Source organism: Sutcliffiella halmapala (assembly GCF_002019665.1).
Classification (GTDB): domain Bacteria; phylum Bacillota; class Bacilli; order Bacillales; family Bacillaceae_I; genus Sutcliffiella_A; species Sutcliffiella_A halmapala.
Map to the genome: position 1 here is coordinate 1929827 of NZ_KV917375.1, position 16335 is coordinate 1946161.

Here is a 16335-nt window from a genome sequence, read left to right on the forward strand (position 1 = left end):
TTTTTCGCGGTCTAGGGATATTGAAACACTTAGTGGCAAAAGGGGGAATATTGGAGATAACCGAAAATCCATGACCTTTCATTTGACTACAAAATTAAATAATGCTGTAATTCTAGATAGATTAATTATTAAGTAGGGGGAACTTTTCTTGGAAATAGGCATAAGTACGTTTGTAGAAACGACACCAGATGTTGTAACTGGTGAGGTAATTAGTCATGCTCAGCGAATACGTGAGGTGGTCGAGGAGATTATACTGGCGGATAAGGTCGGATTGGATGTCTTTGGTGTGGGGGAGCATCATCGCGAAGACTTTGCAGCTTCTTCGCCTGCAGTTGTTTTAGCAGCAGCAGCTTCCCAAACGAACCGGATTCGTTTAACAAGTGCTGTAACAGTACTTTCTTCTGTAGATCCTGTGCGAGTTTTTCAAGATTTTGCAACGCTTGATGGAATTTCGAATGGTCGTGCTGAGATCATGGCCGGTAGAGGCTCTTTTATTGAATCTTTCCCGTTGTTTGGTTATGACTTAAAAGACTATGATGAGTTATTTGAAGAGAATTTAGAGTTGTTGTTGAAAATTCGGGAGTCAGAAAAAGTGACTTGGAGAGGTGGACATCGACCTGCCATTCAAAATCTTGGGGTATATCCGCGTCCAGTTCAGGGTCCACTTCCTGTATGGATTGGCAGTGGTGGAAATTCTGAATCCGTAGTGCGCGCAGGTATTCTAGGATTGCCGTTAGTTCTGGCTATTATTGGAGGCAGTCCGCTTCAGTTCAAACCATTAGTGGACCTTTATAAGAGAGCAGCAATCCATGCTGGCCATGATGTATCAAAGTTACCGGTTGCTTCACATTCACACGGATTTATAGCCGAGAATACTGAAATAGCTGCTGATAAATTTTTCCCTTCTACCCAACAGGTAATGAATAAATTAGGACAAGAACGTGGCTGGGCAAGGTATGACCGATCCACATTTGATGCTGCTCGTAGCTTTGAGGGAGCTCTCTATGTAGGAGATTCTGCAACAGTAGCTAAGAAAATTATTCACCTTCGAAAAAATGTAGGTATTACCCGTTTCATGCTTCATGTTCCAGTTGGCACGATGCCTCATGATGATGTCATGAAAGCAATAGAGCTATTAGGAACAGAGGTCGCGCCTAAGGTTCGAGAAGAAATAGCAAGATGGGAAGCGGAGAGTAAATTGGAAAAGAGGCATTAATCCTAGAATTAATGTTCTTTCTACTTATCATGAGGGAGTATAAAAAGGCCCGGTGGGTGATGTGTTTAGAAAGGATAATTCGTACGTGCTTTTGTTCCGTACAAGCATGGGAAAAAGTAGAAAGAAAACAATACGAAAAGCAGTGCGTTCCCTTAAAGGAATCCACTGCTTTTCGCATTCTAATAGCTAAACCTAGCAGAAGTGATTTTATCCTATGAGCTAAATACTCTTCCTAAAGAGTTTGACTGATATGAGTAATCATGTGCTCATCTATAAATAGTTCTTGCAAAAAATTCATAATGTTTTATAATTGATAACGATTATCATAATTGGTTAAACAGGGGGAACTAAAGTGAAAAAGGTTACACTGATGTTAATAGCTTTAATGATCTTTTTGGTTGCTTGCGGCCAAAAAGATGGAAGTAATGGCGGAGATAAAGAAAATGAAGCCGCTTCCGAAGGGAACAAGGCAGATGTAATTACGGTTTCCGGTGTATTAGGTGAAGTAGAGTTAGAAGGTCCGGTGCAAAATGTGGTTGCTCTGGAATGGACATATGCAGAAGATTTATTAGCTGTTGGTGTACAACCAATAGGGATGGCAGATATTGCAGGATACAACAGCTGGGTTGATATTGAAAAAGAATTAAGCAGTGATGTAATAGATGTAGGAACACGCCAAGAGCCTAGCTTAGAACAAATAGCAGCACTTGAGCCTGAATTAATTATTGCTATTAAAAGTCGTCATGAAGCCATCAAAGATGAATTAGAATCTATAGCTCCAACAGTCTTTTTTGATCCATATCCAACGGATGAAAGCTTTAATCAATATGCGGAAATGGAAGCAACGTTTAATGAAATTGCAAAAGCGGTTGGTAGAACTTCAGAAGCAGAACAGGTACTTGCTGATTTAGCTAAGAAGTATGAGGAAGCAAAAGCAACCATTGAATCTAGTGATTTAGAAAATAAGGATGTCGTTCTTACTCAAGCGTATAGTGCAAGTCAAGCACCAGAAATTCGTGTATTTACACCAAATGCTCTTGCCGTTACTATTTTGGAGAAAATAGGATTAAATAATGTTCATCAACCAGATTCGTTTGAAGTGTACGGATTTAGTACGTTGAATGTTGAAGGTTTAACAAAATATGAAGATGCAAACTTTATCTATGTCGTGCAGGATAATGATAATGTGTTTGAGAACCAGTTAAAGGACAATAGTGTCTGGAAAAACTTAAGTTTTGTTCAAGAAAACCGTACATATGCATTAGGTGGGGATGCTTGGTTATTTGGCGGTCCGTTATCAGCGAAAGTAGTAGTTGATCGTATTGTTGAGACAATGGTGACTAACTAAATGCGTTTGAAAAACGCGAAGTCCCTCTCTTTTTTGGGGGGCTTTTTCCTGTTAATTCCCTTATGTATCCTTCACCTTACACAAGGGCAGGCAGGTTACACAGTTACCGAACTTGTGACCGACGTTTGGACAGAAGGTCGCGTACAGGATATAGTACTGGGATTACGCTTGCCGCGGCTTGTTATAGGACTGTTGGCTGGAGGTGCTCTTGCAGTAGCAGGAGTTATTTTACAAACGTTAACGAATAATCCTTTAGCGTCAGCGAGTACTTTAGGAATCAACGCCGGTGCTTATTTTGGAGTAGTCATAGCGATTATTTTCTTTCCAGGATTTCTTAGTCAATTTCCATTTGTTGTGGCTTTGGTAGGAGCTACTCTTTCGACCTTTCTTGTGCTGGCTTTAGCAGGGAAAGCGCTTGATCCTGTTCGAGTTGCGTTAACTGGAATGGTTATTTCCTTGTTTTTTTCATCAGTAACTGGTGCACTCCAGCTTTTGTTTGAAAATGAAACAAATGGTTTATTCTTATGGGGAGCGGGGACTTTATTTCAGTTAGACTGGTCAGGAGTTACTTTTGCATTCCCATTTATTCTGATTGTCACCGTGATCGCGATTTTCTCAGGGAAGACACTAGATACGCTCTCATTAGGAGAAGGTGTTGCAACCTCGTTAGGACAGTCCGTAATCAAGGTCAAGGTGTTAATGTGGACCATTGCGATTGTCTTAGCATCTGTAACAGTCAGTGTGGTCGGGGTCATTGGATTTGTCGGCTTAATCGCTCCTCATATTGTTCGTTTGCTAGGAGTTAAAGGTCATAGAGCATTAATTATGCACTCTTTCTTATGGGGAGCTGTAATATTAATAGCTGCTGATACAGCAGCGAGGTGGATACAGCCTGGTCAGGAGATTCCTGTAGGTGCGATGACGGCGTTAGTTGGTGGGCCATGGCTCATGTATTTAGCCTACAAAACAGCAAAGCAGCAAAAAAGGGGCGGAAAATCATTAGGAGGAACTAAGAATCCGATTTCCTTAAAATGGATTTTGCCTATTCTTCTACTTGGTATCGGAGTAATAGTAACGATTTCCTTTTCTTATAATGGATCGGAATGGGTTGCGATGTCAGAGTGGACTTCCAAAATTGTTTGGAACTTTAGAATACCTCGTGTGATAACAGCGTTTGCTATAGGGGCGATGCTTGCAGTGAGTGGTGTTTTGTTACAAGGAGTATTGAGAAACCCATTAGCAGATGCTAGTGTGTTAGGGATTACGTCTATGGGTGGTGCTGGCGCGATGATTTTTCTCGTGTTATTTCCAACACTACCTGCTTCATGGATGCCGATCGGTGCTGTTCTTGGCTCATTATTTGCCATGTTGATAATTTTTATAACGTCATGGAGAGCAGGATTTCAGCCAGTGTTAGTCGCACTTATTGGAATATCTGTGTCAGCATTTGGCTCCGCAATTATTCAAATTTTAGTTGTTAAATCTAAGCTTGTTGTAGCGGCAGCACTTGTTTGGTTATCAGGTAGTACGTATGCAAAAGGCTGGGAAGAAGTACAACTTGTATCCATCATCTTTTTGCTGCTTATTCCAATCGCAGTGTATTTTACAAGATCACTTAATTCACTAGCATTTGGCGATGATATAGCAACTAGTCATGGACTAAAGATTTCAAAGACTAGAATTTGGGTACTATTAATTGGTGTTGCGTTAACAGCTGGTGCCGTATCGATTGTCGGAACCATCGGCTTTGTTGGTCTACTCGCTCCACATATAGCACGTAGACTAGTTGGGTATTTACATTTGCCGTTATTGACGGTTAGTATGCTCCTTGGAGGTTTTCTACTTGTACTAGCAGACTTTATTGGGCGGGTTGTATTAGCTCCGAAAGAGATTCCTTCTGGGTTAGTGGTTGCTCTAATTGGGGCACCTTACTTGCTATATTTATTGAAAAAAATAAAGTAAGGTCTTTTCCATTCAATGGATTAAGTTATTTTAAAGGAGAAAAGACATAGTTTCACCCGACTTTATTGTGCATATATTGTCGGGTAACTACCCTCCAATCCTGTTATTTTATTGATAAAGGAGGTCAAGGGATGGATTTGCTGAAGAACATGAATATGGCGTTAAAGTATATCGAGGAAAACCTTGTAGATGAAATCGATTTTAAAGAAGTAGCTAGGACTTCACTTTGCTCTGAATATCATTTTAAAAGAATGTTTTCTTTCCTCGCAGGTGTTTCTTTATCGGAATATATTCGTAGGAGACGTTTGACTCTTGCAGCACTGGAGCTTACCGATAGCAACTTAAAGATTATTGATATTGCAATGAAATACGGATATAGCTCCCCTGATTCTTTTACACGGGCTTTTCAACAATTGCACGGCATTACACCATCAGAAGCAAGAACTAATGGCAAGCCAATGAAAGCTTATCCACCCATGACCTTCCAATTATCCATAAAAGGAGGGCATGAAATGAATTATCGAATCGAAGAAAAAGGACCATTTCGCATTGTGGGTTTGAAAAAGAGGGTACCAATCATTTTTCATGGGGTGAATCCAGAGATAGCAGAAATGTGGAAAAGTCTAAATGGTGAAATGATAGAGTCGCTTAAATCTCTTTCCAATGTTAATCCTATCGGACTGATAAGTGCATCCACTAACTTTTCTGAAGGTCGGATGGAGGGAAGAGGAGAGTTGGATCATTATATTGGTGTAGCAACCACAAATGAATCTCCCAGTAATTTTGAACATCTTGAGGTTACCGCTTCAACTTGGGCAGTATTTACAGCAATCGGGCCATTCCCAGATACGCTTCAAAATGTGTGGGGACGCATTTATTCTGAATGGTTCCCATCTTCAACCTATGAGCAAACAGAAGGTCCCGAAATCCTTTGGAATGCGGATAAAGATCTAACATCTCCGACTTTTGAAAGTGAAATTTGGATTCCGGTGACAAAAAGTAATAGAACATAACTTGTTTTTCAGAGCTGTTGTTTTTGCGACAGCTCTCTTATTTATGAAGATTAAGTGCTAGGTACAACCATTTTAGTAGTACCTAACACTTTTTCTATGTTGAAATTCTATTTCTGTTATCTCGTAGCCACAATCGAATTCCTTCTATATAACCAAGAACCAATGACAAAGGTGACAACGCCCCAAATAAGTAATACTCCAATCCCAAACCACAAAGTACTTGTGAATATACTCGTCTCATACACCATGCTATATCTTAACCCTTCAGCAAAATAGGTAAGTGGAAGAATATTTGATATCGGCTGGATCCAGTCTGGCATTGTTTCAACTGGGAAGAATATGCCGCTTAAAAACATCATGAGGAAGCTAAAGATGTTTGCGACTCCCATGTAAGCTTCCGCTGTTTTGCTGAAAGAGGAGAAGAAGTAGCCAAGTGCATTAAATGATAGTGCTCCAATTAAAAAGACGACGAGTAGACCAAGAAAATTGATGTAGAGATTTGCGCCAAATATAAAAACGCCGATAAGTGAAAGTAGAACGATTTGGACGATACTAAATACTAACCTCATCACCATATCACTTAATCCGAAAAGCCCCATGTTTGCAGGCGTCATCCGTAGTCTTTTGATCAGTCCTTTTCGGCGCATCTCTACTAAATCCACCATTCCGAACATGCCCCCTTGCGCAATTGCTAAGGCGATCATTCCAGTTAATAGAAAATCTGTATAGCTCAATTCAGTATTTCCTGATGAAATCGATTCGAATTGCATTTCATACGTAGGTGCAGCGCCAACGCTGTGAAGGTTTGCCTGCTGAATAAACTTATCCAAGATACCGGCAATCGCCTGGGTAGTAACACCTTGTTCATTTTCTTTGTTTACGATAAGAACAAGTGTAGTAGCATCTTGCGATTCAGGTAAAATAATAGCAGCATCTACTTCCTTGTTTTTCACCAATTCCTCTGCTCGTACTCGATTAACGGATTCTTCTTCTTTAATGTCAAAAACAGGAAGTTGCGTTATTTGTGTTAACAGCATTTCAGAGGTGGGATTCGGATTTTCATCTACAATTGCAATTTCTGAATGAAACTCTTTATCTGAACCTCCAGTAAAAATAACCATAAAGATAACCATTAGAATGACTGGGAAAAATATCCCCCAAAACCAAGCCTGTTTCTCACGAAGGGTCATTTTTAATTGAGCAGCAAACATTTTCTTAAACTGTTTAAAATTGTTCACCTTAATCCCTCCATTCCTTGCCAGTAAAAGCAATAAAGACATCTTCCAAACTCATTTCTCGGATGGAGACTTGTTCTACCTGGTATTCTTTTTCCTTTGTGAACTTGAATAAATCATAGAGCGTATCCTCAGGCTTGGTCGTCCAAAGGGTTAGTGATGCTCCATCCCGTTTCGTACGAGAGACAGAATCAAGATTATTGGAAAAGAGCTCGCCTTCCTCTGCTGCCGTTTCTCCATCAAGAAACGATAATCGTACTTCTCTTTCTTTCGTTAGTTTTTCAATCAGTGCTCCAGGTGTATCTAATGTGACAATACGTCCCTGATCGACAATGCAAACACGATCACTTAGTTTTTCTGCTTCTTCCATATAATGAGTAGTTAGAATGGTTGTTTTACCTAATTTCTTAAGTTCAAGGATAATATCCCATATGTTTCGGCGTGCTTGTGGGTCAAGACCAGTTGTAGGTTCATCGAGGAAAATAATTTCTGGATCACTAATCATTGCAAGTCCAATTGCAAGCCTTTGTCGCTGGCCTCCTGATAGCTTTTTTACTTGATTGTGACGATGGTCGGTAAGATTGATTAATTTTAGCATTTCTTCGGTAGAACGTGCATTCTCATAAAAGGTAGCAAAAAGATCTAAATTTTCTTCAGGAGTTAATAAATCAAACATCGCACTTGATTGAGGCTGGACACCAATCTTCATTTTGATAGATGTTGCATGTTTATCCCAGTTCAACGCTCCGAAATGTATCTCCCCATTGTCTGGCGTAACTAAACCCTCAATCATTTCAAGCGTTGTCGTCTTGCCTGCTCCGTTAGGTCCAATAATGGTGAACACTTCCCCAGCTTCGACAGAAAAGCTAATGTCTTGCACAGCATGGATCGTTCCAAACGACTTTTGTAACTGTTTTACCTCTAAAACCGTCATGTATTCTCCTCACTTTCATGGCAACTATAAGACATATTTATTTTAACAGAACTAGGCGTAATTTCTATAATTTTCTGTCAAATGATTTCGGATGTAATTCATGTGAAAGGAATAAATCGCTATTCGCTAAAATACATAAAGCCTTGATGAAGCATCGGTTCATCAGGGCTTTAAAAATATTGAAATAGCAATATATTAATAGTGGATTTAAATTCTCATCAATAAATGAGAAATCAGTGCAGTTCTTTTAGGTATCTCATCGATTATAATGTGCTCGTATTCAGCATGAGGACCTTCGCCTAAACATCCCAGGCCATCAAGTGTAGGTATACCAAGATATGCTGTGAAGTTCCCGTCACTTGCGCCACCGGCAGCTGCTTCGTCTAGTGAGAAGCCAATTTCTTTTGCGGCTTCTTTTGCTTTTAAAAAAAGGCTTACAATCTCTTCTGTACGTTCCATAGGAGGGCGATTAAGTTCACCGGTTACTTCTAGTTCAATTCCATCGATAATGGGAGAAAGATTTTCTAATATATTAACCATTCGCTTTGCTTCAGAAGCTGTCTCCACACGAAAGTCGATATGCGCTTCCGCTTCTTCAGGTACAACATTGCTTCTAGTACCACCATTTACAACTCCAACATTTACTGTCGTACCTAGTTTGTAATTAGTTAGTTCTTCTAAGTTAATAATCTGGTGAGCAATTTCTTTGATGGCGCTTTTTCCTGCTTGGTGATGGTTGCCGGCATGTGAACTTATCCCTTTCGCCTTTAACTGATAAATTCCTACGCCTTTTCTAGCAGTTTTTAAAGCTCCGGTTTTTGCAACGGGAGGTTCTGTAATTAAGACAATATCACTTTTTTGTGCTTCTGCTTCGATTAGTGCCCTCGAAGTTTGGCTACCTACTTCCTCATCAGATGTGCAAAGGAATGCAATCTCCGCATTCAATTCATATTTTAGAGCAAGATATGCTTTCACTGCCCAAATCGATTGGATAATTCCACCCTTCATATCAAGTACTCCAGGTCCATAGAATTTCCCATCATTAATATACAAAGGTAATCGTCCTTTATCCCAAACGGTATCAAAGTGGCCGGCAATTAGAATTCTAGTTTTTCCTTTTCCCACTTTAAATAGTAAATGATCTCCACGATCTTTTTGAGGAAATCTTACTGCATCTACTCCTAATCGTTCTTTAAAAATAGTCTCTAGTACTTGACCACATGAATCAACCATTTCTTTTTCCAGTGAGGGAGATTCCGCCTCTACCAATCTTGTTAAATCCTCTAACATTTGATCTTTATGCTGATTTAAATATGTATGAATATCTAACAATGTCTTTTCCTCCAATTAGTTTATTTTTCTAAACTAGAAAAAATGTATATTTGGAAAATTTAAGTTGTTACGAGGATTCTCCATCTTTTCCTGTCTATAATTTTGTTATTGTAGAACACTATCTCTATTTATTCAATAGTTTTGAATATAAAAAAAATTAAGAATATTAGATTGACAAAATAATCAAACAGTTTTAATATTGGGAATAAGATTTTTAGGGAATGATTAAGGAATGTTTCCTTAAATGATCAGGGGGGATAAAGTGGAGGATATTTATCAATATATTGAAGAGCACAAAGATGTGTATATTCAGTGGCTTCGAGAACTTTGTCAAATACCTAGTGTTGCAGCTCAAAATAGAGGTATGCAAGAAGCTGCTCATAAAGTTATGAGTTACATAGAAGAGATAAACGGAGAAAGACAACTAGTACCTACGTCAGGTTTTCCTGTTATCTACGGAAAGATTAATGGAAATTCACCCAAAACATTATCTTTTTATAATCACTATGATGTGCAACCAGAAGAACCAGTAGACCTATGGAATTATCCACCGTTCGAAGGAGTCATTGATGATGGGAAGATGTTTGCAAGAGGGGTTGCCGATAACAAAGGGAATTTAATTGCAAGATTAGCTGCGGTTCATGCCTATCAGCAAGTAAGAAATGAACTCCCTCTCACTGTAAAGTTCATAGTTGAGGGTGAAGAAGAGATAGGAAGCATCCATTTAGGTGAATTCAGTGATAATTATCCAGAACTTGTTGAAGCAGACGGTTGTATATGGGAGTTCGGATATCGAAATGCTGATGGAACACAACAAGTCAGTCTTGGGGTAAAAGGCATGGCATATGTTGAACTTGTATGCAGAGGAGCAAATACTGATATGCATTCTGCAAACGCGGTGGTAATTGAAAATCCAGCTTGGCGTTTGCTGTGGGCGTTAAACACGATTAAAGATCAGTATGAAAATGTGAAAATAGAAGGCTTTTACGATGAAGTCTTAGAGTTATCTCAAGAGGAAAAAAAAGCGATTCAAGAACTCGTTTATAGCGAAGAAGAGATGCTATCAAATCTGGGCTTGAATTCCTTTTTACTCGGGCTTGAAGGGGATGCACTGAAGGAACGTCTGATTTTTAGTCCAACATGCAATATCTGTGGAATTACATCAGGTTATACCGGAGAAGGTTCTAAAACAGTACTTCCTTCTGAAGCAAGAGTGAAAATAGATTTTCGCCTCGTTCCAAATCAAGATCCGCATAAAATAGTTAGCTTATTAAGAAAGCATTTAGATAAAAACGGCTATCAAGACATTGAGATTATCCAAATGGGATTGGAAAAACCAGCTAAGACACCACTAAAGAATCCACTAGCAGAAAGTATTATAACTATCACAGAACAACTAACCAAAAAGAAACCAACGGTAATGCCAATGTCCCCTGGAACTGGTCCAATGTATGAGATTTGTCAAAAATTCGGCATCCCATCCGTTTCAATTGGGGTAGGGAATTTTCAATCGAATAACCATGCACCAAATGAAAATATCAAGGTAGATGATTTCATAGAAGGCATTAAATTAATTGCAGCTATTATGAAAGATTACGCAAAGAGGTAGGGAGGAATCAAAATGGTATTGAAGATGAATCATCCGATTTTAGAAAAGGCTAAGCTTCTCGAGTCAGAGTTAACGGCATTAAGGCGAGATTTTCATCAACATCCTGAATTAGGCTTTGAGGAACAAAGAACTGCGGCAATCGTCGCTGATTATTTAGAAACTCTTGGTCTTGAAGTGGAACGAAATGTCGCTAAGACTGGAGTGATTGGACTTTTAAAAGGAAAAGAACCTGGTCCAACTTTCGCCCTACGTGCAGACATGGATGCACTTCCTATTCTTGATGAAAAAGAAGTGGAGTATAGCTCAAGGAATGAAGGGAAAATGCATGCTTGTGGTCATGATGCTCACACAACCATTTTGTTAGGTGCTGCTAAACTCTTAACCGAACAAGGAATAGAAAAAGGCAATGTGAAATTTGTGTTTCAACCTGCAGAAGAGGGACAAGGTGGAGCCAGCGCGATGATTGAAGGAGGAGCACTTCGAAATGTTGATGCCATTGCAGGGCTCCACGTTAACACGGGAATTGATACAGGTAATATTACAGTTTCAAGTGAAAGAGTAGGCTGTGGTGCAGCTGATTTCTTCTCACTAAAGATTATCGGCAGTGGTGGACATGCTGCACATCCACATATGACGGTGGACTCAATCGCAGTGGCAGGGCAGATACTTACTGCCTTACAGAATATTTCTAGCAGGCAAGTGAACCCTACTGATCCAATTGTAGTAACTGTTGGATCAATTCATGGTGGTAATGCTAGCAATGTTATTGCTCCTATAGTAGAGATGACAGGAACAGTTAGAACATTAAACCCCGAATTACGTAAAAAGGTTCCAAGTATGATGAAAAAGATTATTAAAGGTACAACAGAAGCATTTGGGGCTACTTATGATTTTGACTTCCAATATAAGTTTCCGTCCATTCTAAATGACGATGCATTGACGGAATTAGTAGTACAAACTGCAGATGATGTTCTAGGAGAAGGCCATTCTTCAAGGGAAAAGCCTGGACTTGGTGGAGAGGACTTTTCTTTTTACACAGAGCTTGTACCAGCAGTGTTTTTTCGACTAGGAGTTGGTAATGATGACATGGTCAGATATCCCGGACATCATCCGAAATTTGATATTGATGAAAAAGCACTGCCATATGGATCAGCGATGTTAGCAAAGGTTGCACTTAACTTTTTAGATAAAGATTTAGAGGGGGAAAACAGATGAAAAAAATACTTTCATTATTAGTCATGTTAGTACTTATGATTTCGTTAGTAGCATGTACATCTGATTCAACTGGTAAAACGTCTACAGATGGTGGGGAGTCAGCAAAAAAAGATGATAAGAAACTAGTAATTGCCATGGGGTCTGATATGACTACTTTTGATATTCATGACCATAACAATACTTCTACAGAAGCGATTCACATTAATATGTTTAATTATTTAATAAAAACAGGTGAGAATGGTGAATTTCAACCAGACTTAGCGGAGTCATGGGAAAACGTAGATGAAACTACTTGGAACTTCAAGCTTCGTGAAGGTGTAAAGTTCCATAACGGTGAGGATTTCACAGCGGAAGATGTGAAATTCACTTTAGAGCGTGTTGCAAAGGATAATACGGTGCTTGAACACGGGAATTATAAACAAATAAAAGAAGTAAAAATAATTAGTGATTATGAAATTTCTATTATTACTGAAAGTGCAGAACCTGCACTGTTAAATCGCCTTTCACGCCTAGGCTCAGGCATATTACCATCTGAATACATTGAATCAGAAGGATGGGAGACGTTTTTAGCAAATCCAGTTGGTACTGGTCCTTATAAATTTGTAGAGTGGAAAAAAGATGACAGAGTGGTTCTTGAAGCAAATCCTGACTATTTTGGTGAAAAAGCAAAATGGGAGCAGTTGGTGTTCCGTGCAGTACCAGAGGATTCAACGCGTGTTTCTGAATTATTGACCGGCGGTGTTGATATAGCAGTGAATATACCACCTACTGACTGGAAGCGTATAGAAGAAAACGCAAGTACAACTTTAGCAGATAGCCCGACACAACGTGTAATGATGCTTGTACTTCGAACTGCGGGTGATTTCCCTACTGCTGATCCTAAAGTACGTGAAGCTATCGATTTAGCTATTGATAAACAGGTAATCCTTGATAATTTAATGGAAGGTTCAGGAACTGTTACTAGAACACGTGTTACTCCAGGAAATACTGGAGCAAATGAAGATTTATATGGTACAAGTCTTTATGATCCTGAAAAAGCAAAGGATCTTTTAAAAGAAGCTGGTTATGAGAATGGTCTACAACTAACATTGAGTGCTCCAAGTGGTCGTTATTTAAAAGACAAAGAATCAGTTGAATTGATGCAAGCAATGTTAGCAGAAGTAGGAATCGAAGTGAAGCTTGATCTATTAGAATGGAGCTCCTTTTCCGAAAAATATGCAAGTAAAAGCTTCAGCGACATGTTCCTAATTGGCTATGGAAACTCCATGTTTGATGCAGCTTTGGCACTTGATCGCCTTAGCAAAGGACAAGCAGCTGGAGAAACGGATTATGACAATCCAAGAGTAGAGGAATTACTACTTGGAGCAATGAGTAATATGAATCCAGAAGAAAGAGCGGAACAATATAAAGAAGCACAAGTATTAATTGCAGAGGATCGTCCACAGATTTATCTGTACCAATTAGATTCAATTTATGGAGTGAATGAAGGACTTTCATTTCAACCAAGGTTAGATGAAATGATTTTCGTTGACGACATTACAGTTAAGTAAATAGTTGTTCATTGATGTATGCAGAAGGAACTGACAGGTTAGTCAATTGTCAGTTCCTTCTTGTCCTTACTAAGGAGGGATTTCTATGAAGTTTTTACTGACCAATATACTACGTATTATACCGGTATTGTTTATTATTACGATCATCGTATTTATTCTAGTACGAGTAACTGGGGATCCTGTATCTCTTATGCTACCAGAAACAGCAACAGATGAAGATAGAACTGCGTTACAAGAGTCTCTAGGCTTAAATGAACCACTACATATACAATATCTTGTTTTTTTAGGAGATTTGGTTAAAGGAGATTTTGGAGACTCGTTCCGTTATAATCAACCCGCGTTAAGTATTGTAATAGAGCGATTACCAGCAAGCTTTAGTCTTGCTATCGCCTCGATGATTATAGCAACGCTTATTTCAGTACCACTTGGAATCTTATCAGCCATTAAACGAAATACTTTTATAGATTTATTTATCACAAGTTCCTCTGTACTTGGAAAAGCAATGCCGAACTTTTGGTTAGGAATTATGCTTATTTTATTATTATCGGTTACTTTTCAGATTTTTCCTGTATCAGGGACAGGTTCAATGATGCACCTCGTTTTACCAGCAATTACTCTAGGGACCGGGATAGCAGCTGAGATGACAAGGTTAATTAGGTCTAGCATGTTAGAAATTCTTGGTCAAGAATATATTCGAACTGCACGAAGTAAAGGTTTGCTAGAAATAGTTGTTGTTAATAAACATGCATTTCGAAACGCATTGATTCCTGTGGTGACAATTATGGCATTACAAACATCTACTTTAATAGGTGGAACCTTAATAACAGAAACCATTTTTTCTTGGCCAGGAATGGGTCAACTGTTAGTACAAGCAGTTAACTTACGAGATATGGCAGTTGTACAAGCAGCAACTTTTGTTATTGCAATCCTTGTTATTGGTAGCAATCTTTTCGCAGATTTAGCTTATCGATACCTTGATCCAAGAATTAAATACGACTAAAGGAGGGTTTAGCTCTAGATGCAGATACAAGTTGAAACAAATAAAGATATATCGATAAATACTCAAAATGAAAAAACAAAGAGCAAGTTTTCAAAATGGGTGAAAATGTTATTTAAGAGTAAGACTGGCACAGTTGGCTTGGTCATTGTTCTATTAATGATAATGATGGCACTGTCAGCAGATGTGATTGCACCACATGATCCATCAAAAACAAATGTAATGGATCGATTGCTACCTCCAGTTTGGTCAGAAGGTGGAGATTCAACGTATCTATTAGGAACGGACAATTTAGGAAGAGATATTTTAAGTCGGATTATTGTTGGTTCAAGAGTATCATTACTAGTTGGAATTAGTGCCGTAATAGTTGCTGGGGCAATAGGTTTAGCTATGGGGCTTATTGCAGGATATTATGGTGGATTTATTGACCGTGCAATTATGCGCGTAGTGGATGCCTTTTTAGCCATTCCAAATATCTTATTTATGTTGATTATCTTAGCGGTTGTAGGTCCAAGCTTAATGACATTAATAATCGTGCTTGGTGTTACGACCTGGGTAGTCTACGCCAGGATGGTACGAGGAGAGACCTTAAGTATTAAAGAACGTGATTATGTAAATTCTGCAAAAGCTGTTGGTGCAAAAGATTTTCGCATCATTACAGTCTATATTTTACCTAATATTATTTCATCATTTATCGTCATTGCCACTCTTAACGTAGCCACTACGATTATTTTAGAGTCCTCTTTAAGTTTCCTAGGTTTAGGAATCCAATCTCCAGATGTTTCCTGGGGTCTGATGTTAAGTGATGGAAGGGAATATATAGCGACAAGCTGGTGGGTAGCCACATTCCCAGGCATTGCAATTACAGTTACCGTGTTAGGAATAATCTTTTTAGGTGACTGGTTACGAGATGTGTTAGATCCAAAGTTAAAAGCAAATTAGTTGGGAGTTAGGGGGGAATTCGATATGAAAGATGCACTTCTAGAAGTAGAAGATTTGAAGGTGCGTTTTAAGACAGATGATGGATACGTTACTACTGTTAACGGCGTCTCCTTTTCTGTCAACGAAGGTGAAACAGTAGCAGTTGTAGGAGAGTCTGGTTGCGGCAAAAGTGTGACTTCTCTTTCTATACTAGGGTTAACTCCTGGAGAAATTTACAACGGTGAAATAAAATTCAATGGCAAAGACTTAACAAAAATGAAAAAAGGAGAGCTTAGGAGATTAAGAGGTAAGGAAATATCGATGATCTTCCAAGAGCCCATGTCTTCATTAAATCCAGTCTTTACAATCGGTAATCAGATCAGTGAAGTGATTATGCTTCATAAAGGTGCAAATAAAAGACAAGCGTTCGATAAATCTGTTGAAATGCTTAAGATTGTTGGAATTCCAGATGCCCAAAAGGTTGCTAAAAGATATCCACATCAACTTTCAGGCGGAATGAGACAAAGAGTAATGATTGCAATGGCATTGTCTTGTAACCCGAAATTACTGATTGCAGATGAACCGACAACTGCCTTAGATGTAACCATTCAGGCTCAAATTCTAGAGTTAATCAAAAAGCTGAAAATAGAATTTAACACGGGCATTATCATGATTACCCATGACCTAGGGGTAGTGGCTGAAGTAGCAGATCGCGTAGTAGTTATGTATGCAGGAGAAGTGGTTGAGGAAGCACCAGTATATGAATTGTTTAAAAACCCAACTCATCCTTATACAAAAGGATTGTTAAGCTCCATACCACAAATCGATCAGGTGGTGGAAGAACTAGGATCGATAATAGGGTCTGTTCCTATTCCGAAAGAGATGCCTATCGGTTGTAAATTTCATCCTCGTTGTCCGATTGCAACTGACATATGTCGTACAAGCCATCCGTCAATAGAGCAAATTGGATTAGATCATAAAATACGTTGTTTTCACGTGTGAA

The 16335-nt window shown here is 38.9% G+C and carries 13 protein-coding genes; 10 read left to right on the forward strand and 3 right to left on the reverse strand.

Annotation, left to right across the window (positions count from 1 at the left end; genetic code table 11):
- The first annotated feature begins 148 nt into the window (after positions 1 to 148).
- The 4 genes from BK580_RS09360 (at position 149) to BK580_RS09375 (ending at position 5539) form a co-directional block, all read left to right on the forward strand.
- Entirely contained in the window at positions 149 to 1216 is a 1068-nt protein-coding gene (locus BK580_RS09360; RefSeq protein WP_078380067.1) for an LLM class flavin-dependent oxidoreductase, read from the forward strand.
- A gap of 352 nt (positions 1217 to 1568) precedes the next feature.
- Entirely contained in the window at positions 1569 to 2564 is a 996-nt protein-coding gene (locus BK580_RS09365; protein WP_235864023.1) for an ABC transporter substrate-binding protein, read from the forward strand.
- The gene (locus tag BK580_RS09370; RefSeq protein WP_078380068.1) at positions 2565 to 4526 is read left to right on the forward strand and encodes an iron ABC transporter permease; all 1962 of its coding nucleotides are present in this window, start codon (positions 2565 to 2567) and stop codon (positions 4524 to 4526) included. It begins immediately after the preceding gene.
- Between the two features lie 131 nt (positions 4527 to 4657).
- Entirely contained in the window at positions 4658 to 5539 is an 882-nt protein-coding gene (locus BK580_RS09375; protein WP_078380069.1) for an AraC family transcriptional regulator, read from the forward strand.
- A 116-nt stretch (positions 5540 to 5655) separates the two neighbouring features.
- Here BK580_RS09375 and BK580_RS09380 read toward each other — a convergent pair whose 3' ends face one another.
- From BK580_RS09380 to BK580_RS09390, 3 genes are all read right to left on the reverse strand, one after another.
- Positions 5656 to 6777, reverse strand: coding sequence for an ABC transporter permease (locus BK580_RS09380; protein WP_235864024.1), 1122 nt, complete (start codon positions 6775 to 6777; stop codon positions 5656 to 5658).
- A gap of 1 nt (position 6778) precedes the next feature.
- The gene (locus tag BK580_RS09385; protein ID WP_078380070.1) at positions 6779 to 7708 is read right to left on the reverse strand and encodes an ABC transporter ATP-binding protein; all 930 of its coding nucleotides are present in this window, start codon (positions 7706 to 7708) and stop codon (positions 6779 to 6781) included.
- Positions 7709 to 7915: 207 nt separating this feature from the next.
- Positions 7916 to 9040 carry a M20 family metallopeptidase gene (locus tag BK580_RS09390; protein WP_235864025.1) on the reverse strand — a complete coding sequence of 375 codons (1125 nt, stop codon included), beginning with the start codon at positions 9038 to 9040 and terminating at the stop codon, positions 7916 to 7918.
- A 262-nt stretch (positions 9041 to 9302) separates the two neighbouring features.
- Between BK580_RS09390 and BK580_RS09395 the strand changes: the two genes are divergently transcribed.
- The 6 genes from BK580_RS09395 to BK580_RS09420 all read left to right on the forward strand — a co-directional run bounded on the left by BK580_RS09395 (position 9303) and on the right by BK580_RS09420 (position 16334).
- Positions 9303 to 10649, forward strand: coding sequence for a M20/M25/M40 family metallo-hydrolase (locus BK580_RS09395; RefSeq protein ID WP_078380071.1), 1347 nt, complete (start codon positions 9303 to 9305; stop codon positions 10647 to 10649).
- Positions 10650 to 10661: 12 nt separating this feature from the next.
- The gene (locus tag BK580_RS09400; protein ID WP_235864026.1) at positions 10662 to 11864 is read left to right on the forward strand and encodes a M20 metallopeptidase family protein; all 1203 of its coding nucleotides are present in this window, start codon (positions 10662 to 10664) and stop codon (positions 11862 to 11864) included.
- Positions 11861 to 13414, forward strand: a complete 1554-nt coding sequence (locus BK580_RS09405; protein WP_078380072.1) for an ABC transporter substrate-binding protein — start codon at positions 11861 to 11863, stop codon at positions 13412 to 13414. Before BK580_RS09400 ends, BK580_RS09405 begins: the two co-directional genes overlap by 4 nt.
- An 85-nt stretch (positions 13415 to 13499) precedes the next feature.
- Complete coding sequence (locus tag BK580_RS09410) at positions 13500 to 14414, forward strand: ABC transporter permease (protein WP_078380073.1); 915 nt, start codon at positions 13500 to 13502, stop codon at positions 14412 to 14414.
- An 18-nt stretch (positions 14415 to 14432) separates the two neighbouring features.
- Positions 14433 to 15353: an ABC transporter permease gene (locus tag BK580_RS09415; RefSeq protein ID WP_078380074.1), complete on the forward strand. Its 921-nt coding sequence runs from the start codon at positions 14433 to 14435 to the stop codon at positions 15351 to 15353.
- Positions 15354 to 15377: 24 nt separating this feature from the next.
- Positions 15378 to 16334 (forward strand): ABC transporter ATP-binding protein, encoded by a 957-nt coding sequence (locus tag BK580_RS09420; protein ID WP_078380075.1) that lies wholly within the window; start codon positions 15378 to 15380, stop codon positions 16332 to 16334.
- The last annotated feature ends 1 nt before the right edge of the window (position 16335 follow it).

Bases quoted from the DNA above. Each gene is read 5' to 3' on its own strand.
- BK580_RS09370 (WP_078380068.1), top strand. From the start codon at position 2,565: ATGCGTTTGAAAAACGCGAAGTCCCTCTCTTTTTTGGGGGGCTTTTTC.
- BK580_RS09375 (WP_078380069.1), top strand. From the start codon at position 4,658: ATGGATTTGCTGAAGAACATGAATATGGCGTTAAAGTATATCGAGGAA.
- BK580_RS09385 (WP_078380070.1), bottom strand. From the start codon at position 7,708: ATGACGGTTTTAGAGGTAAAACAGTTACAAAAGTCGTTTGGAACGATC.
- BK580_RS09400 (WP_235864026.1), top strand. From the start codon at position 10,662: ATGGTATTGAAGATGAATCATCCGATTTTAGAAAAGGCTAAGCTTCTC.
- BK580_RS09405 (WP_078380072.1), top strand. From the start codon at position 11,861: ATGAAAAAAATACTTTCATTATTAGTCATGTTAGTACTTATGATTTCG.
- BK580_RS09410 (WP_078380073.1), top strand. From the start codon at position 13,500: ATGAAGTTTTTACTGACCAATATACTACGTATTATACCGGTATTGTTT.
- BK580_RS09415 (WP_078380074.1), top strand. From the start codon at position 14,433: ATGCAGATACAAGTTGAAACAAATAAAGATATATCGATAAATACTCAA.
- BK580_RS09420 (WP_078380075.1), top strand. From the start codon at position 15,378: ATGAAAGATGCACTTCTAGAAGTAGAAGATTTGAAGGTGCGTTTTAAG.